Consider the following 24,612-nt stretch of genomic DNA (forward strand, 5'->3'; position numbering starts at 1 on the left):
AACTCGCCTCGGATCTTCGCGCGCCGCTAGTCGGCTTCTGGGGAAAGGGCCCTCAGAAGGGCCTCTTCCTTGCCCGAGAGACTGTATTGAGATCGCCTACTGCGCACCGCGCCGTGGGCCAAAACGACTTTTTCCAGGCGCCTGTACTGTTCATCGGACAGATATAAGACCAGAGGTCTTGTGCCAGCGGGTTGCAGGGCAAGATTTCTTGCGAGGTCTTTTGCCGTCATTTGTTCCGCAAGCTCGAGCAGTTCGTCCTTATTTGAGAAAGAGATGTAGTCGCTCAGGATTACGAGCTTGGGCCATCCCAGTGTGAGCAGCCGTTCTTCGTCCAATTCCAGTTCTTTGAAGGTGCGAGCTATCCGCGCCATGTAAGCAGCGTCGCGACGCTCTATTCCTAGGAGCTTAGCAACGAGAGGAAGTTGCTGGGGATGTTCGTCCTCGATCTGGCGAAGAGACTGGGCGACATCAATCAGGCCGGATCCGGCGAGAGTGGCCATCAGGTCGGTTTCGATTTCAGTTTTGTTGCTCACGATTGTGCACTCTTTGAAGGTTATGGGTGCAGATGATCGTAGAGTTTTGGCGGCCTAAGTCATTGAAAAAGCGAATATTTACTGTAGAAATTATGGTGTCTCGCTATGGGGTAGCGGGTCTGTTGTCCTGCAAGACTGCATCAGTCTCTTCATCCTCGTAACTTCTTCTCGACCGAGCTTTCTAACCGGAAAGGGATCTGCTTGCGCCAACGGTTGGGGTTCATGCTCCGGCGGCGGCAATTGCGCCACGACTTGCGATGCTTCAAACGCGTTGAAGCGCGCTGATGGTTTCAGTCTCTGCCGGGCTTTTTGCGGTGGGCTTGATCCCGCTCGCCGCTATCGGGTTGCGATACTCGCTCTAAATGTTTCGTCGCCGAGTTGTAAGGTTTTGCCCAGAAGGTCCTGTCAGGTGCTCAGGGGGCAACGTGCTTTTCATCCAGGTTAGATGCGCCTTGCATGCGGTGCGGTTTGTTGATGTGTTGATTTAGCTCATCTTTGATGTTTGTCGAGGTTGCGCTTCAGCCAGCTTTTGAGCATGCGTCGACAACGACAACGACAACGACAACGACAACGACAACGACAACGACAACGACAACGACAACGACAACGACAACGACAACGACAACGACAACGACAACGACAACGACAACGACAACAGGGCGATCGGAAACAACGAACGCGGCGCTGCCGGCGATGTCGACGAGGTTCTTCCTTTGCGTAAGGAAGCAGGGACGGGGATATAGAGCAGGCCGCGGGAGCCCGCTCCACTATCAGTTTCCTAAAGCGAGGCGCCTACTCTGGTGTCTTATATGCGGTTATCGGTGTTAGGATTGTACCCTTCGAAGGGTCGAGATCGGTCCGCGATGCTTCATCCTGTTCCCTCGCACTCAGTTGTGGCGGTGGCGCATTTTGCGGGGCGCGTGGTGCAGGTTCGTCATAGCAAATGCGTGTGTCCGAACCTAATGGCTGTGAGAACTGATAGCCGATTTGTCCGCGCTTAAATCCTTCGCGGTGCTGCCAGTCTGCGAGTTCTTCAAGCTCCTTGTTGTTCTTCCGGACTTCTTCCGACAAGTCAGCCTCGTATTGCGAAAGTTTTTTCAATCCATCGGTTCGCAATATCATTTCGAGAAGGTCTGTGAACCACTGTCTTCTCTCCGGATCCACCGAAGTGTTCACGTCGGCTACTTCTTCGAGCGAGGCAAAGAATTGATCCTTAAATCGGTGCATTCTTTCCAAGCCGTATCTTAATTGCGTCGCACGTCTCACCATGTCGAAATGCAGAGGGAGATATGGCTCGTGCCTCTCTATCATCTCATCGTGGAATTGGTCGTAATGTTTGAGGCTGCGCCGCGGTGCCGTTGAATTGTTTTGACGGAAATCCGTCTTCAGAATTGCGATCGCTGTTTCCTTATCTGTCCGCTTCGTTCGGCGCGACCTAGCGTGTTGCCCTTGCCGGCTTGCTTTGTAGGATTTGCGTTTTTGAGGTGATGCCATCAGCTACTTCCTTTGCGAATCTGCTGTCTAGCTTCACATATTCGCAAGATGCTCACCGTCGCGGCAGGCCCTTATGTGGTTAAAATGGAAAGCCATATCAAGCACCCGTCTGCGCCGGGCGAAGACGGCAATGATGGCTATTAACCTTAACGTGGAGATCGCTTCGCTAAGCCCGCAGTCGTTTGTGAGCCAGTGGCGAGATGCCCTCGATTCACAGAGCCAGTCGGGCAAGCGCGATGAATAGAGGTGATGAATAAAGATGGAGGCCGTAGGGGTATTTTGGATGTCCAGTTCGAAAAGATACTTGGTTGAAATTGTTGTGTGCCGAAAAGCATTTAGCTCAATTTTCATAGCCAAATAAAGATGTCTCTTTGGATGTCCAATAGGGACAATTGGTCATGAATTTGGCTATGAAATTAGCCCTTGGAGACATACCAAGGACCGGACAGCTCGGTTCTTGCAGCGCCAGCGTGCTCGCCTTCGTCGTCGACGCTATCGGCGCGGGGCGATACGGCAGGGCACCCGCTGGATGATACCGGCTTCTTTTTCCTCTTAGAGCTTAGCCGTGCCGAGCCAAGCGTCTTGAGGCCGGCACGCTCAAGCTCTAGCCTTGGCTTCGATCTTGATTTGTTTGCGAGGGGCAGGTCGTCATGTCTGTCGACACATCGGGTGATTATCTGAGCCGTGTCGAGCGCGCCTACCAGGGCGAAGTCTACGGCGAGGCGCTCTATCGCGGCATTGCCGAGGCTCTCGATGATCCGGAGCGGGCGGAAAAATGGCGGGTGCTGGCCGAGCTTGAGGTCGTGACCAAGGCCCAGATGCACGATCTGGTGGCGAAGCTCGGCGGGGATACGGCCGAGAGCGAGGTCTTCCGGCAGAGGGGCGTCAATAATGTGCAGAAGTACGTCAGCCTGCACTGGGCCGACTTCATGGCGCTTTATAGCAAGGAACTGGTGCCGGTCATTGCCCGCTATGGTGAGCTTGAGCAGCTGTGCGCTCCCGAAGATGCCAAGACCTTACGATTTCTGACCGAGCATGAGGTCGTTACGAAAGCCTTTTGTGACCTCGAACTCGCAGGGCGGCCGGACATTTCGATCGCGCCAACTGTGGCCCTTATCGCGGCGATGCGGGCAGCATAAAACGCATAGGCGATATGTAGCTGTTTCAATGTGTTAGGTGGCCTGCGGACCTCTGAACGAGGTCGCCGTTGCGACATGTCGTAATTAGCAAAATTCGCGTCTTCCCTGGAAGGCCGATATTCGGCGCGGTCGTCTAACTCTCAGTTCGTGCCCGAAGAAGCCGCGCCACGTTCGCGCCGGGCCATATCGTCGGGGAATTGCGATGAAGAAGGACTACTCGATCTGGTCGCTTTTCGCGAAAGGTCTGGGCCACAACGAGGGCTGGGACCCGGCCTGGCGCAGCGCGGACCCTAAGCCCTCTTATAACGTCATAATCGTTGGTGCAGGCGGGCACGGGCTTGCGACGGCATACTATCTGGCGAAAGAGTACGGCATTCGCGACATCGCCGTCATCGAGAAGGGATATCTCGGTGGTGGTAACACGGCGCGCAACACGACGATCGTTCGTTCCAACTATTTATGGGACGAAGCGACGATGCTCTACGAGCATGCGTTGAAGCTGTGGGAAGGTCTTACCGAGGATCTGAACTTCAACGTGATGTTCAGCCAGCGCGGCGTCTTTAATCTCGGGCATACATTGCAAGATATGCGCGACATCGAGCGGCGCGTGAACGCGAACATCCTGAACGGCATTGACGCGCAAATGCTCGACACAGCGCAAGTCAAGCGGATGATTCCGATCCTCAATACGTCGAAGAACGCACGTTACCCTGTGCTTGGCGCGAGCTATCAACCGCGCGCGGGCGTCGCGCGCCACGATGCGGTGGCGTGGGGCTTTGCGCGAGCGGCCAGCAAGTATGGCGTCGACATCGTCGAGAATTGCGAAGTCGTCGGCATGGATATTGTCAACGGCCGCATTCAGGGGCTTGAGACGACGCGCGGTCCGATCCGAGCCGAACGGGTCGGCTGTGTGGCTTCCGGCCATTCATCGGTACTGGCGAAAATGGCCGGTATCCGACTTCCAATCGAAAGTCATCCGCTGCAGGCGTTCGTATCGGAATCGATGAAGCCCGTGCTCGACACGGTCGTCATGTCGAATGCGGTTCATGGATATGCAAGCCAGTCCGACAAGGGCGAGCTTGTCATCGGCGCCGGCATCGATTCCTATACAAGTTATACGCAGCGCGGCAGTCCGCACATCATCGAGCACACCGCGGCGGCGATCATCGAGATGTTCCCGATTTTCTCGCGCGTTCGGATGAACAGGCAGTGGGGTGGTATCGTCGATACGACGCCGGACGCCTGTCCCATCATCAGCAAGACGAAGGTAAAGGGCCTATACTTCAATTGCGGTTGGGGCACGGGCGGCTTCAAGGCTACGCCAGGCTCCGGCAACGTCTTCGCACACACGATTGCGAAAGACGATCCGCATCCGCTCAACAAGGCTTTCAGTCTCGATCGCTTCGCGACGGGACATCTGATCGACGAGCACGGCGCCGCTGCTGTCGCACACTAATTCAGGATAATTCGATGTTCGTTCTGTTCTGCCCGCACTGCCAGGAAAAACGCGAGGAAGAGGAGTTTGGATATGCGGGCGAAGCATTTCGCGTTCGCCCGTCAACGCCTGAAACCGTCAGCGATGAAGCCTGGGGCGACTACCTCTTCATGCGGACCAATCCGAAAGGCTGGCATTGGGAGCTGTGGTCGCACGCAACCGGGTGCCGGAAGTTTTTAGTTGTGAAGCGCAATACTGCGACGAACAACATAGCAGGCTCTTGGACGCTTGCCGAAGGCCGCAAGGCCTATGATGCGGAAGGTGGCGCGCAATGACGGATCATCGCGTCAAGCACGCCAATGCGCGTGTCGATTTCGAGCGCCCGCTGTCGTTCTCGTTCGATGGCAAGTCCTACACCGGATATGCTGGCGATACACTGGCCTCGGCGTTGCTGGCCAACGGCGTGCGCATGATTGGCCGCAGCTTCAAGTACGGGCGGCCACGCGGCATTGTCGGCGCTGGACCGGAAGAGCCGAACGCGCTGACGCAGGTCGAGACTGGCGCGCTGACGATTCCAAATCTCAAGGCCACGCAGGTTGAGCTGTACGATCAATTGATCGCCCGGCGCACGACCGGCTATCCGACCTTGGAGTTCGATCTCAAGAGTTTCTGCGGGCCTTTCGCGCGCTTCATGCCCGCCGGCTTCTACTACAAGACGTTTCAAAATCAGAAGCTCTGGCCGCGCTTCGAACACATCATCCGGCAGGCTGCGGGGTACGGCTCGGCGCCGGAAGAGGCCGATAGCGAAAGCTACGATCATCGCAACAGCCATGCTCAGGTCGTCATCGTCGGCGGCGGAGCCTGCGGGCTGCTGGCGGCGCTCGATGCCGGGCGCGCGGGACTGGACGTCGTGCTTCTCGATGAACAAAACGAGTTGGGCGGATGGCTATTGTCATCGCCGAATATGGTCATCGGCGGTGAATCGGGGACCGCGTGGCTGAAGGCGGTCATCGGCGAGCTGCAGAGCCTCGCCAATGTGAAGGTCATGACGCGGACAAGCGCGTTTGCTCTTCATGACATGAACCTGATCATGGCTGTCGAGCAGCTTCAGGATCATCTGCCGTTGAAAGACCGCGATGAGGCGACGCCGCGGCAGAGGCTGCATCGCATCCGGGCAGAACGCATTCTGCTGGCGACGGGCGCCATCGAGCGGCCGCTGGTGTTCGGCAACAACGATCTGCCGGGTATTCTGACGGCCTCGGCTTTGACGACCTATCTCAATCGCTATGGCGTCGCGGTCGGCAAGCGCATGCTTTTGCAGACGAGCAACGATTACGCCTATCAAGGGGCTTGCGATCTGGCGCGCGCCGGGTGCTCGGTCGTGCTTGCTGATACGCGAATGCGGCCGAACACCACTTGGGAGCAACGCGCCCATGCAGTAGGTGTCGATGTCCGACCGGGATGCGGGATTGCGGTGGCGCATGGCGGTAGGGCGGTCAAGGCCGCGCAACTCGTCAAGCTCGATGGCAACCGCAACGCCGTTGCAGGGCAGGGCGCGTCATTCGAGTGTGATGCGCTGGGAAGCTCCGGCGGTTTGTCACCAACAGTGCATCTCTATTGCCATGACGGCGGCCGTCCATATTGGGACGAGAGCAAGCTGGCGTTCGTCGCGCCTGCGACGGGGCGTGCCGCTGCTGGTATCTATTGTGCCGGCGCGATCACGGGAACGTTCGGACTGCAGGCGGCCCTGACGGAAGCCGAAAAAGTGACGGCTGCATTGATTGCCTCCTTTGGCAAGGAGCCGGCCGCCGAAACGCGGAGCCTGGAAACCGATGAGCCAGAGGCCACACCGGCGCGACGGATCTTCCGTGTTCCGGATGGCAAGCCGGAAGGACATGGCAAGAAGGCGTTCGTCGATTTCCAAAATGATGTGTCAGCGGCCGATATTCATCTTGCCGTGCGCGAGAACTATCGCTCGATCGAGCACATCAAGCGCTATACGGCCCTGGGATTCGGGACGGATCAAGGCAAGCTATCGAACGTCAACGGTTTTGCGATCGCAGCGGACGCGCTCGGCAAAAGCATTCCTGAGGTTGGCACGACGACGTATCGTCCGGCCTACACGCCGGTAACGTTCGGGACGCTGGCTGGCGCGAACGAGGGTGAGACGTTCGAACCGCGGCGCACGACGGCGATGCATGCTTCGCACGTGGCGCGCGGCGCGGTGTTCGAAGACGTTGGGCAGTGGCTCCGGCCGCAATACTTTCTTCATCGCGGCGAAGATCAGGACGCTGCCGTGCGTCGGGAATGTCTGGCGGCTCGCCGCGGCGTCGGCATCATGGATGCCTCGACGCTCGGCAAGATCGACCTTCAGGGTAAGGACGTCCGCGAATTCCTCAATCGCGTCTATGCGAATGCGTGGACGCAGCTCGCGCCGGGCAAGTGCCGTTACGGCTTGATGCTCGATGAGAACGGCATGGTAATGGACGACGGCGTCACGGCGTGCGTCGCGGACGATCACTTCCTGATGACGACGACGACGGGAGGTGCTGCGCGCGTGCTCACGTGGCTGGAGAACTGGCACCAGACCGAGTGGCCGGAGCTTGATGTCTATATGACGTCGGTCACCGATCATTGGGCGACAGCCGCCGTGGTTGGGCCGAAGAGCCGCGAGGTGCTGGCGAAGGTCTGCACTGACATCGATCTTTCGCCGTCGGCATTCAAATTTATGGACTGGCGCGAAGGGACGGTCGCGGGCGTTCCAGCCCGCGTGTTCCGGATCAGTTTTTCGGGCGAGCTGGCATTCGAAGTGAATGTCGATGCAAGCTATGGCCGTCATGTCTGGGAAGCGCTGATGACCGCGGGAGATGAATTCGGCATCACGCCCTATGGCACAGATGCCATGCACGTGCTGCGCGCCGAGAAAGGTTTCATCATCGTTGGCCAGGATACGGACGGTTCGCAGACGCCGTTCGATCTGGACATGGCATGGGCTGTGTCGATGAAGAAGCCGTTCAGCTTTATCGGCAAACGGTCGTTTGCGCGCAGCGACACGGCCGCGCCGAACCGCAAGCAGCTCGTCGGTTTGCTGACAGATGATCCGACTGTCGTTCTGGCGGAAGGGGCGCAAATCATCGAGCAACCTGATGTGACGCCGCCTGTCGCGATGTTAGGTCATGTGACGTCGAGCTATTTCAGTGCCGAGCTTGGCCGGTCGATAGCAATGGCCGTCGTGCGAGATGGCATCAACCGGCGAGGGGACGACGGTCGGAGCGCCGGGCGCGATACGTTGTTTGCATATGCAGGCGGCAAGACGCACAAAGTGAAACTGGTGTCACCCGTTTTCGTCGATCCGAAGGGAGAGCGGCAGAATGGCTGAGCCGACCATGCAATCGCCGCTTCTTGCTTTCGATCTTGCGGCTCAGGCGCAGCCCGCAGACGACGTCCGCGGTGTGTGGGCGAATGAAATTCCGCTGCGGGGCTATGTCAGCCTGCGGGGCAACTCCGCAGATCCGGCCTTCGTCGAGAAGGTGTCGACGGCGATCGGCGTTCCGCTTCCGGTCGATCCGTGTACGTTCACCGTGGCTAATGGGGTGAAAGTGCTGTGGATCTCGCCGGATGAGTGGATGGTCGTTTGCGCACGGTCTCGGCTGGGTGAGCTGATTGCCGCCCTCCAGGCCGGTCTTCAGGGGATCAGAAGCCAGGTCGCAGACAATTCTGGCGGGTACACACAGGTTCTGCTTCAGGGCCGGAACGCGCTCGACGTGCTTCAGCACGCCAGCGTTTACAATTTTGCGGCCTTGCAGCCTGGACGGGTTGTCGGCACGACGTTCGGTAAATCATCCGTCTATGCCTATCGTTCGGGCAATGGCTTCTGCCTTTTAATGCGCCGCAGTTTCGCCGACTATATTTGGCGCTATCTTGCCCGCGCCGCGGCGCCGTATGGACTGGGGATTGCCGCTATCGAGGCAACGGGCCACGCCGGGGATGGAGTGGCAGGATGAACTACAGCGTCTTCGAAGTTTTTCGCATTGGGATTGGCCCATCAAGCTCGCATACGGTCGGGCCGATGAGCGCAGTCAACAGTTTTATCGCGGAGCTTCGGACGGCGAACCTGATGCACTTGGTTGAACGCGTTGTCGTCGATCTTTATGGATCTCTGGCGTTGACGGGCGTCGGCCACGCGACCGATTTTGCCGTCATCGGCGGTTTGCTCGGCGAAACGCCGGAAGACGCGGACCCTGCAACGCTGGCGCAACGCGTCGATGATGTCCGGCGAACGAAACGTCTGGCGTTCGGCGGTGAAGGCGATATTGCCTTTACACCCGAAACGGACCTTCTGTTCCATCGCGATAAGATGCTCAGCGAGCATCCGAACGGTATGATCATCGAGGCGTTCGACGCGCTTGGCGTTTCGCTCTACCGAAACACCTATTTCTCAATCGGCGGCGGTGCCGTTCTCGATAAGGCGGCGCTGATTGCAAGTCGCAGCACGGATGAGGTTCCGCATCGGCCAGTGCGCTATGCCTTCAGTAGTGCGAAGGAGCTTCTCGCGCTCTGTCAGCGCCACAACCTGACGATCGCCGAGATCGTCTGGCGCAATGAGCTTGCCTACCAGGACGAAGCTGCGACCCGAGCCAAGGTTTTGAAAGTCTGGCAGGTGATGAACGATTGTCTGCAGCGCGGGCTTGCGACAGAGGGCGTTCTGCCTGGTGGTCTCAGAGTGAAGCGTCGTGCCCCGGCGCTCTATCGGCAGGCGAGCGATGTCGATGGTAAGCTCACGGCTGATTTTCGCGCGATGGATATGGTCAGCGCTTTCGCCATAGCCGTCAACGAAGAGAACGCGGCGGGCGGGCGCGTGGTGACGGCGCCGACCAATGGTTCGGCAGGCGTCATTCCGGCGGTGCTTGCCTATTATACGCGCTTTTGCGATGCGGCGCCCGATGCCGACGCCCGTGACGATCATATCGTCACCTTCCTGCTGACGGCAGCGGGCATCGGCATGCTCTACAAGAAGAACGCTTCGATTTCTGCCGCAGAGATGGGCTGCCAGGGTGAGATCGGTGTCTCTTGCTCGATGGCGGCCGCCGGGCTTGCCGCCGTTATGGGAGCTACGGCAGAGCAGATTGAGAACGCGGCCGAGATCGGCATGGAACACAATCTCGGCATGACCTGTGATCCGATCGGCGGCCTGGTGCAGGTGCCGTGCATCGAGCGCAACAGCATGGGTGCGATGAAAGCGATCAACGCCGCGCGCCTCGCAATGATGGATGACGGCGGGCACCTCGTTTCGCTTGACGCTGTGATCGAGACGATGCGGCAGACCGGTCACGATTTGCAATCGAAATACAAAGAAACGTCGCTTGGCGGCCTCGCCGCGACGGTCGTTTATTGTTGACGCGAAGCGGCGCAAGGATCAGGCGATGGCGGCTTATCCGCATATCTTCACCCCGATCAAGCTCAATCAGCTGACATTGCCGAACCGCATCTATTCGACGGCGCACGCCGAGGTCTATGCGGATGCAGGCGGCATGCCCGGCGACCGTTACATCCGCTATTACGAAGAGAAGGCCAAGGGCGGTCTCGGCATGGCGATCTGCGGCGGGTCGAGCCCTGTTTCGATCGACGTGCCGCAAGGGGCGTGGAAGCCCGTAAATCTGACGACGGATCGCGTGATCGAGCCGATGGCGCGTTTGGCCGACACGGTTCATCGCCATGGCATGAAGATCATGATCCAGGCGACGCACATGGGGCGGCGTTCTGCTTATGCAGGCGACCCCTGGCCGCATCTGGTGTCGCCGTCGGGTGTGCGCGAGCCGGTGCATCGCGGCAATGCCAAGGCAATCGAGATCGAAGACATTTGGCGGATCATCGGCGATTTCGCAGCAGCCGCGAAGCGCGTGCAGAAGTCGGGTTTCGACGGGATTGAGATTTCAGCCGCGCATCAGCAACTCATTGATCAATTCTGGTCACCACGCACCAATATGCGAACGGACGAATGGGGCGGCAGTCTCGCCAATCGCATGCGGTTCGGGATCGAGGTGTTGCAGGCCGTGCGTGAAGCTGTCGGCCGTGACTATTGCGTCGGCATGCGCATGTGCGCCGATGAGTTTCATGACGACGGCCTTGATCACGAGACGCTGAAGGAAATTGCGCAAGCCATGTCCGAGACGGGGCTTATCGATTTCATCAGCGTCATCGGCTCGGGCGCCGATACGCACAACACGCTTGCCAACTGCATGCCGCCGATGGCGTTACCGCCTGAACCGTTTGTGCATCTGGCGGCGGGCATCAAGTCGGTCGTGAAGGTTCCGATCCTGCATGCGCAGGGCATTCGCGATATCACACAGGCCGAGCGAATTCTGGCAAACGGCATGGTCGATATCGTCGGCATGACGCGCGCGCATATTGCCGATCCGCACATCATGAAAAAAGTGCGCGAAGGCCGGGAAGATCAGATCCGCCAATGCGTGGGCGCCAACTATTGCATTGATCGCATGTATTCGGGATCGGATACGCTGTGCGTGCAGAACGCGGCAACATCGCGCGAAGCCACTATGCCTCACATCATCGCGCCGACAACTGGCACAAAGCGGCGTGTTGTCGTGGTTGGCGCCGGGCCGGCTGGACTTGAAGCGGCGCGCGTGTCGCGGTCGCGCGGACATGACGTCATTTTGTTCGAACGGAACCAAACTGTCGGCGGGCAGATCAATCTCGCATCGAAAGCACCGCAGCGCGAGCAGATGGCAGGTATCGTTCGTTGGTTCGATCTCGAAACGAAGCGGCTTGGCGTCGATCGCCGCCTTGGCGTTGAGGCGACGCCCGAAATGATCGTCGGCGAGCAGCCGGATATCGTTGTTCTGGCGACGGGCGGGCGAAGCCATGTCGAGCAGGTAGAAGGGTGGGGCGCGGCCGAAGGACTGTCCGTCAGCGCCTGGGATATTCTTTCCGAGAAAGTGCCGCCTGCTGAGAACGTGCTGGTCTATGACGGTATCAGCACACATGCGGGTTTCGGCACGGCAGACTTTCTTGCGAGCCGCGGCTGCACGGTCGAGATCGTGACGCCGGACGTTAAGGTCGGCGATGATGTCGGTGGCACGACGTTTCCGATCTTTTATCGCCGTATGTATGCGCAGGGTATCATTCCCACGCCGAACTTCTGGCTCGACCGTGTGTATGCGGAGGGGAATAAGAAGATTGCGGTTCTGCGCAACGAATATACCGACGAGCTTGAAGAACGCGTGGTTGACCAGGTCGTCATCGAGAACGGCATAACGCCGAACACGGAGCTTTACTGGTCGCTGAAAGAGAAGTCGATAAACCGCGGTCAGGTCGATCTCAACGCACTCTATTCCAATACGCCGCAACCTGTGCTGAGCGACCCGACGGAAGGGGACCGTTTCGTGCTGTTCCGCGTGGGCGATTGCGTGTCGATGCACAACATCCACGCGGCGATCTACGACTCGCTCCGGCTCTGCAAGGATTTCTGATCGTGTCTGTCGCGCCTGTCATCACCGTGCTGTTTTGGGTGTCGGTGGTGACATTGGCGCTCGGTATAACGCGCCGCGCGTTGCTGTGGCGTGCAGGACAGCCGGCCACGGTTGCATGGTCGGGATTGTTTGCCGTTCCGAGGCGCTACTTCGTCGACCTTCACCACGTCGTTGCTCGCGAGCCCTACATTGCGCACACGCACGTTGCGACAGCAGGCGGCGCGGTGCTCGCAATCGGGTTAGTTGCGATCAATTATGGGCTGGGGATTTATTCGCGGCTTCTCGATTGGGGCATCGTTCTGGGCGCCGCCGTGATGCTTGCCGGCGTCTATTGCGTTTGGCAACGGCGGCGGAATCCGCCATCACGTCTGTCACGCGGTGCCTGGGATCGACTGCCGTTCACGCTTGCAGCGTTCGCGCTGGGGCTGCTCATTGCCGTGGCTGTTCCGCCGGGAATGCTTTCGGCTGCGATTGCAACGCTGGCGATATTTTTTCTGCTTATCGGCTCCGCCGAGTTGGTTCTCGGGATCGGCTTTGCGGAGCCGATGAAGCACGCTGTGGCGGGGCTTCTGCATCTCGCGTTTCATCCGCGGCCTGAGCGGTTCTCGGGTGTCCGATCAACGGCTCTCAAGCCGTTGCATCTCGATGAACGCGAATATGGTGTCGACGCACCGACTGATTTTCGCTGGAACCAGCTCTTGAGTTTTGATGCCTGTGTTCAATGCGGAAAATGCGAACAGGTATGTCCTGCTTTCGCTGCGGGGCAACCGCTCAATCCGAAAAAACTTATTCAGGATCTCGTCTGCGGGTTCTCGGGCACAAGCGACGTGAGTTATGCGGGCAGTCCCTACCCCGGCATCGCGATTGGTACACATCGCGGTGCGCCGAATGACGCGATCGTTCCGCAGCTTATCGAGGCGCAAACGCTTTGGTCGTGCACGACCTGCCGGGCCTGCGTCGAGGAATGTCCGATGTTGATCGAGCATGTCGACGCGATCGTCGGCATGCGCCGGAGCTTAAACCTGACGCAGGGCGATGTCCCTGGGACGGCGCCGGAGATTCTCGCCAATTTACGCGAGACCGATACGCAAGGCGGCTACGCAAAAACAACGAGATACAACTGGGCGATTGACCTCGACGCGCCGACGGCTGAACCTGGGAAGCCGATCGATCTGTTGCTGTTCGCCGGGGAGGGCGCTTTTGACATGCGCTATCAGCGGACGCTTCGTTCGCTGGTGAAAATTCTGAAAGTTGCTAACGCGGATTTCGCCGTGCTCGGCGAAGATGAGCGGGATAGCGGTGATACGGCTCGTCGGTTGGGGGATGAAGCAACGTTTCAATCCCTCGCCCAAAAGAACATCGCGACGTTGGCCAAGCTCGATTTCAAGCGCATCGTGACGGCAGATCCGCACGTGCTGCACAGTCTTCGCAACGAATATCCGGCGCTTGGCGGGCGTTACGTTGTCGTACACCACACCGCTCTGATCGACGAGTTGATGGAGCGTGGCGCATTGCAATTGGTCGAGCGGCAAGATGCGGGCGCACTTACCTATCATGACCCATGTTATCTCGGTCGCTATAATGGCGAGTTCGAAGCGCCGCGCTCGGTTCTGCGAAAGCTCGGTGCGACCGTTCGAGAGATGGAGCGCTCCGGGTTTCGCGCGCGGTGCTGCGGCGGTGGCGGCGGTGCGCCACTGACCGACATCCCCGGCAAGCTGCGCATTCCGGATATGCGCATGGATGATATTCGCGCTATCGGCGCCGAAGTTGTGGCTGTGGCCTGTCCGCAATGTACGGCAATGCTGGAGGGTGTGGCTGGCGATCGCGCGGAAGTGCTCGATATCGCGGAACTCGTCGCGGCTTCGCTGGAGGAACGGCCATGAGCGGGGCGAAACGGGTTGATCCGCGCCGTCCGTATCGCATCGGACCGAACGGCCTGCGTAGGATCGTTCTCGGCGAGACCGGTGCGGGGGACCTCGCCGTTGGCGCTTCACGAAATTCGGAAGCGCCTCGGGCGAAACCTTTGCGGACCCAAGTCGCCGCCACAAGTTGGCATATGGCCATCGCGCATGCCTATCAAGGACGGCTCGACGACCATGCCCGAGAGGCGATTGCAGCCGCTGCCATTCTCGCGGCGTCGGAGAAGGGCGTGATTGCCGTGATTCTCGGCGCCTTTCATGAGAATGCGGCGGCGCTGGGCGCTGATAAGGTCGTGATCGTGGACGATCTCGATGCCGCCCGCTTCGAACCTCGGCGTGAAGAGGGTGTGGTCGAAGCGCTCATCAATGATTATCAGCCAGAGCACATTTTCCTGCCTGACAACGCGCTGGGTGATGGCGATCTCGGGCGACGGCTGATTGCGAAGCTTCGTGCTTCTGCAGCGACACACGTTTCAGAAATCGACGACAAGCACGTCGCCGTCGGGTGGTCCGGCGGTGGGTGTCTTGCGGATGCGCCGCTGCCGCGTTTCGTGTTGCTGCAGGCAGGCGCGGTTGATAGCAATCTGCCCTTCCTTGGTGCCGGAGAAGTGCTGTCAGCGCCGTTGGCTGCCGACGTCAAGGACGTGTGTCGCGATCTCGGGCTTGAAGCGACGGAAATGGGCTCTATTGCACTGGAGGAGGCGGACTTCATCGTTTCGGCGGGTAATGGCGTGACGAACGTGGCGACGCTCGAAAAGCTGGCGGGCTGCTTCGATGCGGCGGTGGGCGCCAGTCGCGTTGCGGTAGATGATGGGAAGTTTCCGCGCAGCAAGCAGATCGGCGCGTCGGGCAAAACCGTGACCGCGACGACTTATATGGCGGTTGGCATCTCGGGCGCCGTTCAGCATCTGCAGGGTATCAAGGCGTGTCGTCATGTGATCGCAATCAACAGCGATCCCGGTGCGCCGATAATCAAGCGCGCGGATTTAACGGTGGTTGGTGACGCGGAAGAGGTGATGCAAGCTTTGATCGCGCGCGTCGGGCAAGCAAGAACTCAGTCGGAAACGCCGGAGGGGCAGGTATGAGCGCGCCCATTTCCGTCGCGGTACTGGTTTCGGCCGGTCGCCATCCGGTGAGCGGTGCGGCGCGCGCCTGTCGCGGCGATACGGTTGCCATGGCCGTTGGCAAGGCTTTATCCGGCGATGCCTTACGCATCGTTCACGCCGGAGAAAAAGAAGACCCCGCACTCAAGGATTACATGGCGCTCGGAGCCAGCAGGATCGAGGTGCTGGAGGGGACATCCGGCGGTGTTTCGATTTCGGCGCTGGCTGCGGCGTTGAGAAACTCCGACATCATCCTGACGGGGAGCCGGGCAGAGCAGGGCGCAGGCAGTGGTCTGTTGCCTTATGTTCTGGCCGAGGCGCTCGGGCGGCCGATTATCTCAAATGCGCTCGAAGTTAAAATTGAAGTCGGCGCGTCGGGATGCGGGGCAACGATCCGCCAGTTTCTGCCGAAGGGACAGAGGCGGCAGGTGGCCTGCCCGTTGCCGGTCGTTGTCGCCGTGCATCCCTTGGCGCCTGTGCGTTTGAAATATGCCTATGTGCGCCGTGTTTCCGGAAAAATCGTGCCTTTGCCGAGCGCTGGTCTGGATGAGAGCGTGATGCTCCAGCCTAGCTGGGCAGTGGAAGCCGAGCCGCGTCATCCCCAGCGTCTTAAGGCCCAGGAAAAAAAGGCGGCACACGCTCGATTGCTCTCAGCGATCGTGTCTGAGGTGAAAGGCGGTGTTGTCGCTTTTGAGGGGACATCCGTCGATAAAGCACAAGTGGTGCTGAATTATCTGAGAGAACATCGCCTCGTTGATTTTTGAGCTGAGCCCCTGCAATGGGAGGACCACATGCAATTATCAAATGAACTGCGGTCCCTGATAGCCAGACGGCGACCGGGCTATAGCCTGGAAGCGCCATTCTATCAGAGCAAGGAAATTTTCGATCTCGATATGGAGGTCATTTTCGGCGGGACGTGGATTTACGTCGGCTGCGAACCTGACATTCCCGAGCCGGGTGATTATTTCACAGTTCCGATCGGAAAGACGTCAGTCGTCGTGGCTCGTGACGACGACATGTCGATCACGGCGTTTCACAACGTGTGCCGCCATCGCGGCGCGCGCCTTTGCGACGGAGACAAGGGCAGCGTTGGCAATGTCGTTTGTCCTTACCATCAGTGGACTTACGACCTGCGCGGCAATCTGATCCACACGGAGCACATGGGCGATGACTTCGACCGGAGTAAATTCGGTCTGAAGATGGTCCATGTCGGGAATGTTGCTGGGCTGATCTTCGTTTGCCTTGCGGACAATCCGCCTGTCGACTTCGAGCAGATGCGGCGCGAGATGGAGCCCTATATTCTTCCGCACCGCATCAGCGATTGCAAAGTCGCGTATGAGGAAGATCTCATCGAGAACGGCAATTGGAAGTTCACGATGGAGAACAATCGCGAATGCTATCACTGTAAGGGCAATCATCCGGAACTTACTATTTCGCTCTATGAGTTCGGATTCGGGTATCAGCCATCCCCTGAGAATGCAGACGATGTGCGCGCGTTCAAGGATCTGACGACGCGCGAGCATGCAAGGTGGGAATCATGCGGATTACCGTCCGTTGAATTGGAGTTTCTCGACAGCAGGGTGACAGCGTTCCGAACGGAACGGCTTCCGCTCGATAAGGCGGGAGAATCCCAGACGCTCGACAGCAAGGTTGCGTGCAAGAAATTGCTCGGCGATCTTTCTCTGCGCAATCTTGGTGGCCTGTCGTTCTGGACACAGCCGAATTCGTGGCACCATTTTATGAGCGATCACATCGTGACGTTCAGCGTGCTGCCGATCGATGCGGAACGTACGTTGCTGCGGACGAAGTGGCTCGTTCATAAGGATGCCGTGGAAGGGCAGGACTACGATCCCAAGGCGCTCAGCGCTGTTTGGCACGCTACCAATATGCAGGACGGAGCGCTCGTCGAGAGGACACAGGTCGGTTCGTATAGTGCAGCCTATGTTCCTGGGCCTTATTCGCCTTATACGGAAGAACTGGTCGAGAAGTTCATGTCCTGGTATTTCCAGCGGCTTCGGACGGCAACCGGACATGAATCGGCGACCGTCAGCCCGTTTGCCGCGAGCGCCTGAACGACATGAGCGAGATGCAGGACAGGCTCGGCCCGGCGCAGTGGGATGCCGTGCCGGGCAAGTGGAATTCTGACGAAGACGATGTGCTTGTCTGCACGCATGTTCGGGCGGAAACGCATGACGTCAAAAGCTTCTTGTTTCGCACGCCGACGGCAAAGCTGTTTCGTTTTCGTCCAGGGCAGTTCATCACCCTCGAACTCGAGATCGATGGCGAGACGATCAATCGCTGCTATACGATGTCGTCATCGCCGACGCGGCCTGACACGCTGTCGATTACCGTGAAGCGCGTGCCGGGCGGCAAGGTTTCGAACTGGCTCCATGACAATCTGAAAGCTGGCGTTGCTATCAAAGCTTTCGGACCCTCCGGCGAATTCAGTTGCACGTTGCACGCAGCACCGAAGTACCTATTCTTGTCCGGCGGGTCCGGTGTCACGCCGTTGATGTCTATGTCACGTGCGCTTTACGATCTTGGCGAAGATCGCGACGTTGTTTTCGTTCACAGCGCGCGGACGCCGCGGGACATTATTTTCCGCAATGAACTTGCCACTATTGCGCATGGGATGAACCGATTTCGAACGGCATTCGTTTGCGAAAATATCGGCGAGCAACGCGACTGGAGCGCGCCGACAGGCTTTCTGACGCTGCCGCTCTTGAAGTCGATGGTACCGGATCTGTCAGAGCGCGAAATCTTTTGCTGTGGCCCTGAAGCGTACATGGCGAATGTTCGCGCTATGCTGGCGGCCGCCGGTTTCGACATGGCACGCTATCATGAAGAAAGCTTCTCGTTCGAACGATTAAGCCCGGTTGAGCAAGAGGAAGTGCAGGCGGCCGTTGCGGCAGAATCTGTGCCGAGCGTCGGCTTCAAAATCGAGTTCACCAAGTCGGGCCGCACGATTGATTGCCGTCCCGATCAATTCATTCTCGAAGCGGCGAAGGCCGCTGGCCTGCGTCTGCCATTTTCGTGCAGCAAAGGTGTTTGCGGTACGTGCAAAAGCAAGAAAGTCGACGGTCAGGTGGTGATGACACATGGCGGCGGCATCCGGCAACGCGAGGTCGATGCGGGCATGATCCTGATCTGCTGCAGCAAGCCGCTCAGTGATGTAACGATCGAAAAATAACTGAGGTCGTGGGCAGCGCCTCCGCCGGAAAATCAATCTGAACGGCGCAGAATGGCCTGCAGTACGTCTCGGACGCCGATCGAACCGACGAAGCGGTCGTCATCATCGAACAGTGCAACCGGAGCTGTGCCCGATTTATGCATCGCGAGGATCACGGTCTTAAGGCTGGTACCGGGTCTTGCCCAGTAGACTGGTGAGAACTCGTCGGACGGCGTTTCTTCGATTTCGCCGCACGTCACCCAGCTTGCTTGTTTTCCGCGGCATTCGGCGGCTTCAACTTTGCCCGTGCCGTCGATCCTAAATTTGGTCGTTTGCCGCCGGTCGAGCCAGAGCCAGTTGTCGCCGGCTGTTTCAAGGTCGCGCTTGTCGCGCATGACGTTCCAGGCCGTCAGCACGGACAACGGATTGACGTTAGCGATGAAGTCGCGGACGTAATCGTCGGCTGGGTTAAGGACGATGTCTTCCGGCGTCCCCGACTGTACGATGCGTCCGCTTTCCATGATGGTAATGCGGTTGCCGATCTTGAGCGCTTCTTCAAGATCGTGGCTGACGAAGATGATCGTTTTCTTGATGGTCTTTTGAAGCTGCAGCAACTCATCCTGCAGCTTGGTGCGGATCAGCGGATCGAGCGCGGAGAAAGGCTCGTCCATTAACAGGATTGGGGCGTCCGTCGCAAAGGCGCGAGCGAGGCCGACGCGCTGCTGCATGCCGCCTGAAAGTTCGTGTACGTATTTGTCGGCCCAGCTATCGAGCCCGACGAGATGGAGTTGGCGATCGACGCGCTCCTTGAGTTCGGCGGCCGGAACGCCTGCCAGCTCCAAGCCAAGGCCGGCATTCTCGCGCACGGTACGCCACGGCAGCAGCGCGAACTGCTGAAACACCATCGCGACCTGGTTCTGTCGCATGTGGCGGAGGGTTGCTGCATCGCAGGTTGCGATATCGACCATGCGGTCGCCGTCCTTCACCAGGAGCGAACCACGCGAGACCTTGTTAAGGCCGTTGACTGCGCGCAGGAGGGTCGATTTCCCGGAGCCGGACAGGCCCATCAGAACGGAAATCTCGCCCTCGTTGACCGTCAGGTTCGCACCGGCGGCGCCGAGCACGGCTCCCGTTTTGGCGAGGATCTCAGCCCGCGTCGCGCCGGCATCGACCATAGCGAGCGTGCGGGCAACGTCCTTGCCGAAGATGATATCGACGTTTTTGAAATCGACCGCGACGCTCATTTGCGGACCTCCGGTTTAATGGCAAGGACGCGATCAAGGATGATGGCGAGGATCACGATTGCAAGGCCGGCTTCGATGCCCAGCGGAATGTTGCGGTTGGCCAACGCGCGGTTGACCGGATTGCCGAGGCTTGGTGCACCGATCAGCGTGGCGAAGACGACCATCGACAACGACAGCATGATGCATTGGGTGAGGCCGGCCATGATGGACGGAAGCGCTGCGGGCAGCTCCACCTTCCATAAGAGTTGGCGTTTCGTGGCGCCGAAACTTTCTCCGGCTTCCAGCATCGGCTTGGGGATTGAGGTCAGGCCTAGATACGTCATGCGCACGGGGGCGGGCATAGCGAAAATGATCGTGACGATCAGCGCGGGCGCAGCACCGAGGCCGAACAGGATCAGAATGGGGATGAGGTAGACGAAGGTCGGCATCGTCTGCATCAGGTCGAGGATCGGCTGTGTGATGCGCCAGACGTGAGGTTTATGCGCAGCCCAAATTCCGATGGGCACGCCGATGATCATTGAGAGCGCGGTGGCCGACAGAACCAGCACGAGCGTCTGGACTGTCTCTTTCCACAAGCCCTGGTTCAGAATGAACAGCAGGCCGATCAAAACGCCGACGGCGAGAACGGCGGAACGCCGAAGCCAATAGGCGAGGCCGGCGAGAATAACCGCCAGAACGAGAGGCGGGATTTGCAGCAGGAAATCGGACGTTCCGTCGACGAACGTCTCGAGAACCGTCGATATGGCATCGAAAAACCACTGAAAATAGTCAGTGACGAAGTCGAAGATCGCTTTGCCGAATTGTCCAACCGGAATTTTCCAGGCAGTTACAAGCTTCGATACGGGGTCCATCTGCGCCATTCCCAGTGCTCAAGCTTCATTCGGCAACGGACGGCCGCTTGTGAAGCAGCCGTCCAGTCCTTTGCCGGGCGGATAGTGACAGGACCCCTACTTTGCGAGGTAGGCCTTCAGCGCAGCCTGTGGGTCGCCACCATCGAACGTGGTTACGCCTGCCAGCCACGGTGTTACGGCTTCAGGATTTTTCTTGAGCCATTCGAGCGCGGTCGCCTTTGGATCGGCACCGCTTTTCAGTACCGGCTCCATCATAGCGCCTTCCATGGCGAGATTGAATTTTTCGTTCTTCAGGAACTTGGCGACGTTCGGGCATTCTTTTTCGTAGCCGGCGCGAACGTTGGTGCTGACGGTTGCAGCGCCGAAACCGGAATCGCCCATGCCGTCGAGGTAGTGGATTTTCATGGCGCCCATGACCGGGTGGGGTGTCCAGCCGAGGAAGACGATCCACTTCTTCTTCTTCATGTCCTTTTCGGCTTCGGTGAGCATGCCCGCTTCGGAGCTTTCGACCAATTCGAAGCCCTGGAGGTTGTTCTCCGGCTTGGCGATCATTGTGCTGATGATGCGATTACCGTCGTTGCCAGCTTCGATGCCGTAGATCTTGCCGTCGAACTGATCTTTATGGGCGCCGAGGTCTTTAAGGCTTTTGACGCCCGCGTCGGCGACGTAGTCGGGGACGACGAGACCGTAACCGGCGTTATCGAGGTTGACGCCAAGCACCTCAACGGACTTGTCGTCGATGTAGGGCTTGATGTCGGCGGTCATGCTGGGCATCCAGTTGCCCAGGAACACGTCGATGTCCTTGTTTTTCAACGAGGCGTAGGTGACGGGAACGGAGAGCGTCTTGACCTCGGGCTCATAGCCGAGCGCTTCGAGAATGTTGCTGGTCAGTCCGGTCGTCACTTGAATGTCGGTCCAGCCGACGTCGGCGAAGCGGACTTTTTTGCAAGTGGTACTGTCGGCAGCGTGCGCCGCTGTTGCGGCCAGGACGAGGGCAAAAGTGGCCCCAATCGCTATGCGTGTCATGACAACTCCTGTTGTTGGCAATGGCAGGCGTGATGGACAACAGTCCGCTTGCTGGGGATCTGAAATCGGATCGCCCTTCTGTCGGTTGCCTGTTGAAGGCGCCACCCGGCGTGGGCGACCCCACCAGCTAATAGCAGCGGCGGGCTATCTATTTTTGCAATTGCGACGCGATCTAGCGCTTACGCGCCTCAGGCTACACTCCTTTCGCGAAGGGTGTCCATTTGATCCTGCGTAAATCGACGGTCTTCCGGTGCTCGCGAGCGCCGATCTAAATCGAAGGGACGCGTGCGCGCACCACAGACTTACGCTGTCGTGGCAGCGGCGGCGCGCTGAATTCGGCTGGGACCGTCTGGGGCTGGCGTTCGCTGCGCGGCGTGCGTCCGTAAAGGGCCCGATATGATTTGCTGAAATGGCAAGTCGATTGAAAACCGCAGGAAATAGCGATCTGCGTGATCGACATTTGCGATTGCACTAGCAGCTCGCGGGCGCGCCGGAGACGCAATTGCAAATAGTACTTTGTCGGTGTCGTTTCGAGCGAAACCTGGAACATGCGCTGGACTTGGCGCAAAGAAAGGCCCGCCAATTTTGCCAATTCGACAGCTGTCAGCGGTTCTTCGAAATTGGCTTCCATGAGTGCGGCGATGTCCACCAGCGCACTGTTGTTGTATCCCAGGCGCGCCGCCATCGGGATGTGCTGGCGGTCGAACCCGTCGCGCACGCGTTCCAGAATGAATTGGTTGGAAATATCGGCAACCAGCGTTTTACCGAATGCGCTTTTCACAACGGAGAGCATCAAGTCGGCGGGCGCTATCCCGCCCGTGCAGGTGACGCGGTCGCGGTCGATAACGAAAAGCTCTTCCTGGAACTGCACGCGTGGATGGAATTCGCGAAGGCCCGCCATGTTTTCCCAATGGACGGTGCATTTGTAGCCGTCGAGAAGGCCGGATTTCACGAGCGCGTAGGTGCCGGTGCACAGGCCACCAAGCACGATGCCATCGTGCGATATCCGGCGGAGAAGATTGATGAGCTTGTCGCTGACGTATCGCTCGACGTGCGTGCCGCCGCAGACGAGTACCATATCGAGATCGCCGGCATCATCGTAGGTTTTAGCGTCGGCGAAAGACAGGCCATTACTGCAGGACGTCGGCTTGCCGTCGACGGAAAGGATGGTCCACGAATAGTGGTCCTGCCCGCTCAAACGGTTGGCCATTCGCAAAACCTCGATCGCACTCGAAAGCGCGATCATGGTGTATTCATTCAGTGTCAGAAACCCGATCCGACGGATCGTTCTGAGTTTCGACGGAACCTCATTCACGCAGCAAAAGCTCCCGGATGCTCCGCAAATCTATGGCCTCCGCTTCTAGTCAAAGACTGAGGCGGGGTGATCGTTACGCCTGAGTATGACATCGAGCAGATCATGAGAAAATCTTAGCACCGCGCCGTGTTTTGACAAGTTCCAGAAAGTTCAATTCCTGCCGCAGAAAGAGGCTTTCGGTGCTGCAAAAGAAGGCGGTTGCAGCGCGAGATCGTTCGACTTTCGTCGGTCTTCCAGTGCGGTTTCGACTGTCGCGGGGGATAACATTTGTGTCGTATCTGACAATGCTTTCAGGCCTCTGGACCGGCATAGCGTGATGGGTGATCGGCGCAGGTTTTGGCGCCGGAAGTTGCTGCGAGCGAAGGGTGCCGCGCTCGGTTTGCAGCATGGGCAAATTCAATGAGTGTGGTCGATGGCGAAAGTTCTCCAAAACTATATCGGGGGCCGTTTTGTTGCGGCATCGGACGGGGAGACGTTCGCGAATGTCGATCCGGCGACGGGCGAGTTGATTTCACAGGTCGAGATCGCGCTTGCGCCTGAAATCGATGCTGCGCTGCAATCAGCAAAAGAAGGACTCGCTCGCTGGTCTGGCATGTCCGGTGCGGAGCGTGGGCGTGTTCTGAACAAGGCGGCACGGATTCTTCGCGACCGCAATCGCGAGTTGGCCGAGATCGAGGTTCGTGACACCGGCAAGCCAATTCAAGAAGCGGAAGTCGTCGATATCGTCAGCGGTGCCGATTGCATCGAATATTTCGCCGGGGTGGCGGCCACGTTGCACGGCGAGCAGATCGCACTGAATAATGCGTTCGTTTATACCCGCCGCGAACCGATGGGAATTTGTGTCGGTATCGGGTCATGGAACTATCCGATCCAGATCGCGTGCTGGAAGTCGGCGCCGGCGCTGGCATGCGGCAATGCGATGATCTTCAAGACGTCGGAGATGACGCCGACGACCTCCGCCAAGCTTGCCGAGATCTACACGGAAGCAGGGTTGCCAGATGGCGTCTTCAATGTTTTGCACGGAGACGCACGCACCGGTTCAATGCTGACGACAGATCCGCGCGTTGCGAAAATCTCGCTGACCGGTTCGGTGGGCACTGGCAAGAAGATCGTAGCTGCGGCGGCCGCTACTTTGAAGCGTACAACGATGGAGCTCAGCGGCAAGTCGGCACTTCTTGTGTTCCAGGACGCTGATCTTCGGCAGGCCGTTTCCGCGGCGATGCTCGGAAATTTTTACACGCAGGGCGAAATATGCACGAACTGCACGCGCGTGTTTGTCCACGACGACATCTACGATGCCTTCGTCGATATGGTGGTGGAGCGGACGAAAAAGCTGCGCATCGGTTTGCCACTCGATCCTGAAACACAAGTAGGGGCGTTGATTTCGCGGCCGCATATGGAACGGGTCTTGAGTTTCATCGAGGCCGGAAAGGCGGAAGGCGCACGGCTCTGCTACGGTGGCGAACGAGTTGATGAGGTTCCGCTCGATCGCGGCAACTATGTGCGTCCGGCCGTTTTCACCGAGTGCACGGACGAGATGAGCATTGTGCGAGAAGAAATCTTCGGGCCGGTCATGTCGGTTTTGCGGTTCCGCGACGAGGACGATGTCATAGCGCGTGCGAATGCGACGCGCTTCGGATTGGCCGCGGGGCTTTTTACGCGCGATCTTGCACGCGCGCATCGCGTCGCTGCGCGCCTCGAAGCGGGCATCTGCTGGATCAACAACTATAACATCACGCCCGTCGAGATGCCGTTCGGCGGCATCAAGGAGTCGGGCTTCGGCCACGAGAACGGCCAGGTCGCCATCGAGCACTACACGCAGTTGAAGAGCGTCTATGTGGAACTGGGCGATGTGCAGTGCCCGTACGAATGACGCATCGTCAGATTAAGACAG

19 protein-coding genes are annotated in these 24,612 nt (G+C 58.7%); 13 read left to right on the plus strand and 6 right to left on the minus strand.

Annotated elements, in window-relative coordinates; all coding sequences use genetic code 11:
* Window positions 1-26: 26 nt before the first annotated feature.
* On the minus strand, window positions 27-533 hold the full coding sequence (locus HYP802_RS0111665; RefSeq protein WP_013947478.1) for a hypothetical protein: 507 nt from the start codon (window positions 531-533) through the stop codon (window positions 27-29).
* A 792-nt stretch (window positions 534-1,325) separates the two neighbouring features.
* Entirely contained in the window at window positions 1,326-2,027 is a 702-nt protein-coding gene (locus HYP802_RS0111670; protein WP_024275809.1) for a hypothetical protein, read from the minus strand.
* Window positions 2,028-2,677: 650 nt separating this feature from the next.
* Between HYP802_RS0111670 and HYP802_RS0111680 the strand changes: the two genes are divergently transcribed.
* The 12 genes from HYP802_RS0111680 (at window position 2,678) to HYP802_RS0111735 (ending at window position 18,303) form a co-directional block, all read left to right on the plus strand.
* The gene (locus HYP802_RS0111680; RefSeq protein WP_024275811.1) at window positions 2,678-3,166 is read left to right on the plus strand and encodes a hypothetical protein; all 489 of its coding nucleotides are present in this window, start codon (window positions 2,678-2,680) and stop codon (window positions 3,164-3,166) included.
* Between the two features lie 202 nt (window positions 3,167-3,368).
* On the plus strand, window positions 3,369-4,622 hold the full coding sequence (locus tag HYP802_RS0111685) for a sarcosine oxidase subunit beta family protein (RefSeq protein ID WP_024275812.1): 1,254 nt from the start codon (window positions 3,369-3,371) through the stop codon (window positions 4,620-4,622).
* Between the two features lie 14 nt (window positions 4,623-4,636).
* The gene (locus tag HYP802_RS0111690) at window positions 4,637-4,936 is read left to right on the plus strand and encodes a sarcosine oxidase subunit delta (RefSeq protein ID WP_024275813.1); all 300 of its coding nucleotides are present in this window, start codon (window positions 4,637-4,639) and stop codon (window positions 4,934-4,936) included.
* Window positions 4,933-7,980, plus strand: coding sequence for a sarcosine oxidase subunit alpha family protein (locus HYP802_RS0111695; protein WP_024275814.1), 3,048 nt, complete (start codon window positions 4,933-4,935; stop codon window positions 7,978-7,980). The genes HYP802_RS0111690 and HYP802_RS0111695 overlap by 4 nt, the downstream gene beginning before the upstream one ends.
* Window positions 7,973-8,605: a sarcosine oxidase subunit gamma family protein gene (locus HYP802_RS0111700; protein WP_024275815.1), complete on the plus strand. Its 633-nt coding sequence runs from the start codon at window positions 7,973-7,975 to the stop codon at window positions 8,603-8,605. Before HYP802_RS0111695 ends, HYP802_RS0111700 begins: the two co-directional genes overlap by 8 nt.
* Complete coding sequence (locus HYP802_RS0111705; protein ID WP_013947487.1) at window positions 8,602-9,999, plus strand: L-serine ammonia-lyase; 1,398 nt, start codon at window positions 8,602-8,604, stop codon at window positions 9,997-9,999. Before HYP802_RS0111700 ends, HYP802_RS0111705 begins: the two co-directional genes overlap by 4 nt.
* 25 nt (window positions 10,000-10,024) lie before the next feature.
* The gene (locus HYP802_RS0111710) at window positions 10,025-12,091 is read left to right on the plus strand and encodes an NADH:flavin oxidoreductase (RefSeq protein ID WP_013947488.1); all 2,067 of its coding nucleotides are present in this window, start codon (window positions 10,025-10,027) and stop codon (window positions 12,089-12,091) included.
* Window positions 12,092-12,093: 2 nt separating this feature from the next.
* Window positions 12,094-13,974: a (Fe-S)-binding protein gene (locus HYP802_RS0111715; protein ID WP_013947489.1), complete on the plus strand. Its 1,881-nt coding sequence runs from the start codon at window positions 12,094-12,096 to the stop codon at window positions 13,972-13,974.
* Entirely contained in the window at window positions 13,971-15,095 is a 1,125-nt protein-coding gene (locus tag HYP802_RS23620) for an electron transfer flavoprotein subunit alpha/FixB family protein (protein ID WP_013947490.1), read from the plus strand. Before HYP802_RS0111715 ends, HYP802_RS23620 begins: the two co-directional genes overlap by 4 nt.
* Window positions 15,092-15,877 carry an electron transfer flavoprotein alpha/beta-subunit gene (locus HYP802_RS23625; RefSeq protein ID WP_013947491.1) on the plus strand — a complete coding sequence of 262 codons (786 nt, stop codon included), beginning with the start codon at window positions 15,092-15,094 and terminating at the stop codon, window positions 15,875-15,877. Before HYP802_RS23620 ends, HYP802_RS23625 begins: the two co-directional genes overlap by 4 nt.
* A 27-nt stretch (window positions 15,878-15,904) precedes the next feature.
* Window positions 15,905-17,185: an aromatic ring-hydroxylating dioxygenase subunit alpha gene (locus tag HYP802_RS0111730; protein WP_013947492.1), complete on the plus strand. Its 1,281-nt coding sequence runs from the start codon at window positions 15,905-15,907 to the stop codon at window positions 17,183-17,185.
* A 5-nt stretch (window positions 17,186-17,190) separates the two neighbouring features.
* Window positions 17,191-18,303, plus strand: a complete 1,113-nt coding sequence (locus HYP802_RS0111735; protein ID WP_013947493.1) for an FAD-binding oxidoreductase — start codon at window positions 17,191-17,193, stop codon at window positions 18,301-18,303.
* Between the two features lie 32 nt (window positions 18,304-18,335).
* Here HYP802_RS0111735 and choV read toward each other — a convergent pair whose 3' ends face one another.
* The 4 genes from choV to HYP802_RS0111755 form a co-directional block, all read right to left on the minus strand.
* Window positions 18,336-19,526: a choline ABC transporter ATP-binding protein gene (gene choV / locus HYP802_RS0111740; protein ID WP_013947494.1), complete on the minus strand. Its 1,191-nt coding sequence runs from the start codon at window positions 19,524-19,526 to the stop codon at window positions 18,336-18,338.
* Window positions 19,523-20,377: a choline ABC transporter permease subunit gene (choW, locus tag HYP802_RS0111745; protein ID WP_024275816.1), complete on the minus strand. Its 855-nt coding sequence runs from the start codon at window positions 20,375-20,377 to the stop codon at window positions 19,523-19,525. Before choW ends, choV begins: the two co-directional genes overlap by 4 nt.
* Window positions 20,378-20,473: 96 nt before the next feature.
* Window positions 20,474-21,403 (minus strand): choline ABC transporter substrate-binding protein, encoded by a 930-nt coding sequence (choX, locus tag HYP802_RS0111750; RefSeq protein WP_013947496.1) that lies wholly within the window; start codon window positions 21,401-21,403, stop codon window positions 20,474-20,476.
* A 268-nt stretch (window positions 21,404-21,671) separates the two neighbouring features.
* Window positions 21,672-22,718, minus strand: coding sequence for a GlxA family transcriptional regulator (locus HYP802_RS0111755; protein ID WP_013947497.1), 1,047 nt, complete (start codon window positions 22,716-22,718; stop codon window positions 21,672-21,674).
* A 412-nt stretch (window positions 22,719-23,130) separates the two neighbouring features.
* Between HYP802_RS0111755 and betB the strand changes: the two genes are divergently transcribed.
* The gene (betB, locus tag HYP802_RS0111765) at window positions 23,131-24,591 is read left to right on the plus strand and encodes a betaine-aldehyde dehydrogenase (RefSeq protein ID WP_013947498.1); all 1,461 of its coding nucleotides are present in this window, start codon (window positions 23,131-23,133) and stop codon (window positions 24,589-24,591) included.
* Window positions 24,592-24,612 lie beyond the last annotated feature (21 nt).

This window comes from Hyphomicrobium sp. 802, assembly GCF_000526135.1.
Taxonomy (GTDB): Bacteria; Pseudomonadota; Alphaproteobacteria; order Rhizobiales; family Hyphomicrobiaceae; genus Hyphomicrobium_B.

Bases quoted from the DNA above. Each gene is read 5' to 3' on its own strand.
- HYP802_RS0111670 (WP_024275809.1), bottom strand. From the start codon at position 2,027: ATGGCATCACCTCAAAAACGCAAATCCTACAAAGCAAGCCGGCAAGGG.
- HYP802_RS0111680 (WP_024275811.1), top strand. From the start codon at position 2,678: ATGTCTGTCGACACATCGGGTGATTATCTGAGCCGTGTCGAGCGCGCC.
- HYP802_RS0111685 (WP_024275812.1), top strand. From the start codon at position 3,369: ATGAAGAAGGACTACTCGATCTGGTCGCTTTTCGCGAAAGGTCTGGGC.
- HYP802_RS0111690 (WP_024275813.1), top strand. From the start codon at position 4,637: ATGTTCGTTCTGTTCTGCCCGCACTGCCAGGAAAAACGCGAGGAAGAG.
- HYP802_RS0111695 (WP_024275814.1), top strand. From the start codon at position 4,933: ATGACGGATCATCGCGTCAAGCACGCCAATGCGCGTGTCGATTTCGAG.
- HYP802_RS0111700 (WP_024275815.1), top strand. From the start codon at position 7,973: ATGGCTGAGCCGACCATGCAATCGCCGCTTCTTGCTTTCGATCTTGCG.
- HYP802_RS0111705 (WP_013947487.1), top strand. From the start codon at position 8,602: ATGAACTACAGCGTCTTCGAAGTTTTTCGCATTGGGATTGGCCCATCA.
- HYP802_RS0111710 (WP_013947488.1), top strand. From the start codon at position 10,025: ATGGCGGCTTATCCGCATATCTTCACCCCGATCAAGCTCAATCAGCTG.
- HYP802_RS23620 (WP_013947490.1), top strand. From the start codon at position 13,971: ATGAGCGGGGCGAAACGGGTTGATCCGCGCCGTCCGTATCGCATCGGA.
- HYP802_RS23625 (WP_013947491.1), top strand. From the start codon at position 15,092: ATGAGCGCGCCCATTTCCGTCGCGGTACTGGTTTCGGCCGGTCGCCAT.
- HYP802_RS0111730 (WP_013947492.1), top strand. From the start codon at position 15,905: ATGCAATTATCAAATGAACTGCGGTCCCTGATAGCCAGACGGCGACCG.
- HYP802_RS0111735 (WP_013947493.1), top strand. From the start codon at position 17,191: ATGAGCGAGATGCAGGACAGGCTCGGCCCGGCGCAGTGGGATGCCGTG.
- choV (WP_013947494.1), bottom strand. From the start codon at position 19,526: ATGAGCGTCGCGGTCGATTTCAAAAACGTCGATATCATCTTCGGCAAG.
- choW (WP_024275816.1), bottom strand. From the start codon at position 20,377: ATGGACCCCGTATCGAAGCTTGTAACTGCCTGGAAAATTCCGGTTGGA.
- choX (WP_013947496.1), bottom strand. From the start codon at position 21,403: ATGACACGCATAGCGATTGGGGCCACTTTTGCCCTCGTCCTGGCCGCA.
- betB (WP_013947498.1), top strand. From the start codon at position 23,131: ATGGCGAAAGTTCTCCAAAACTATATCGGGGGCCGTTTTGTTGCGGCA.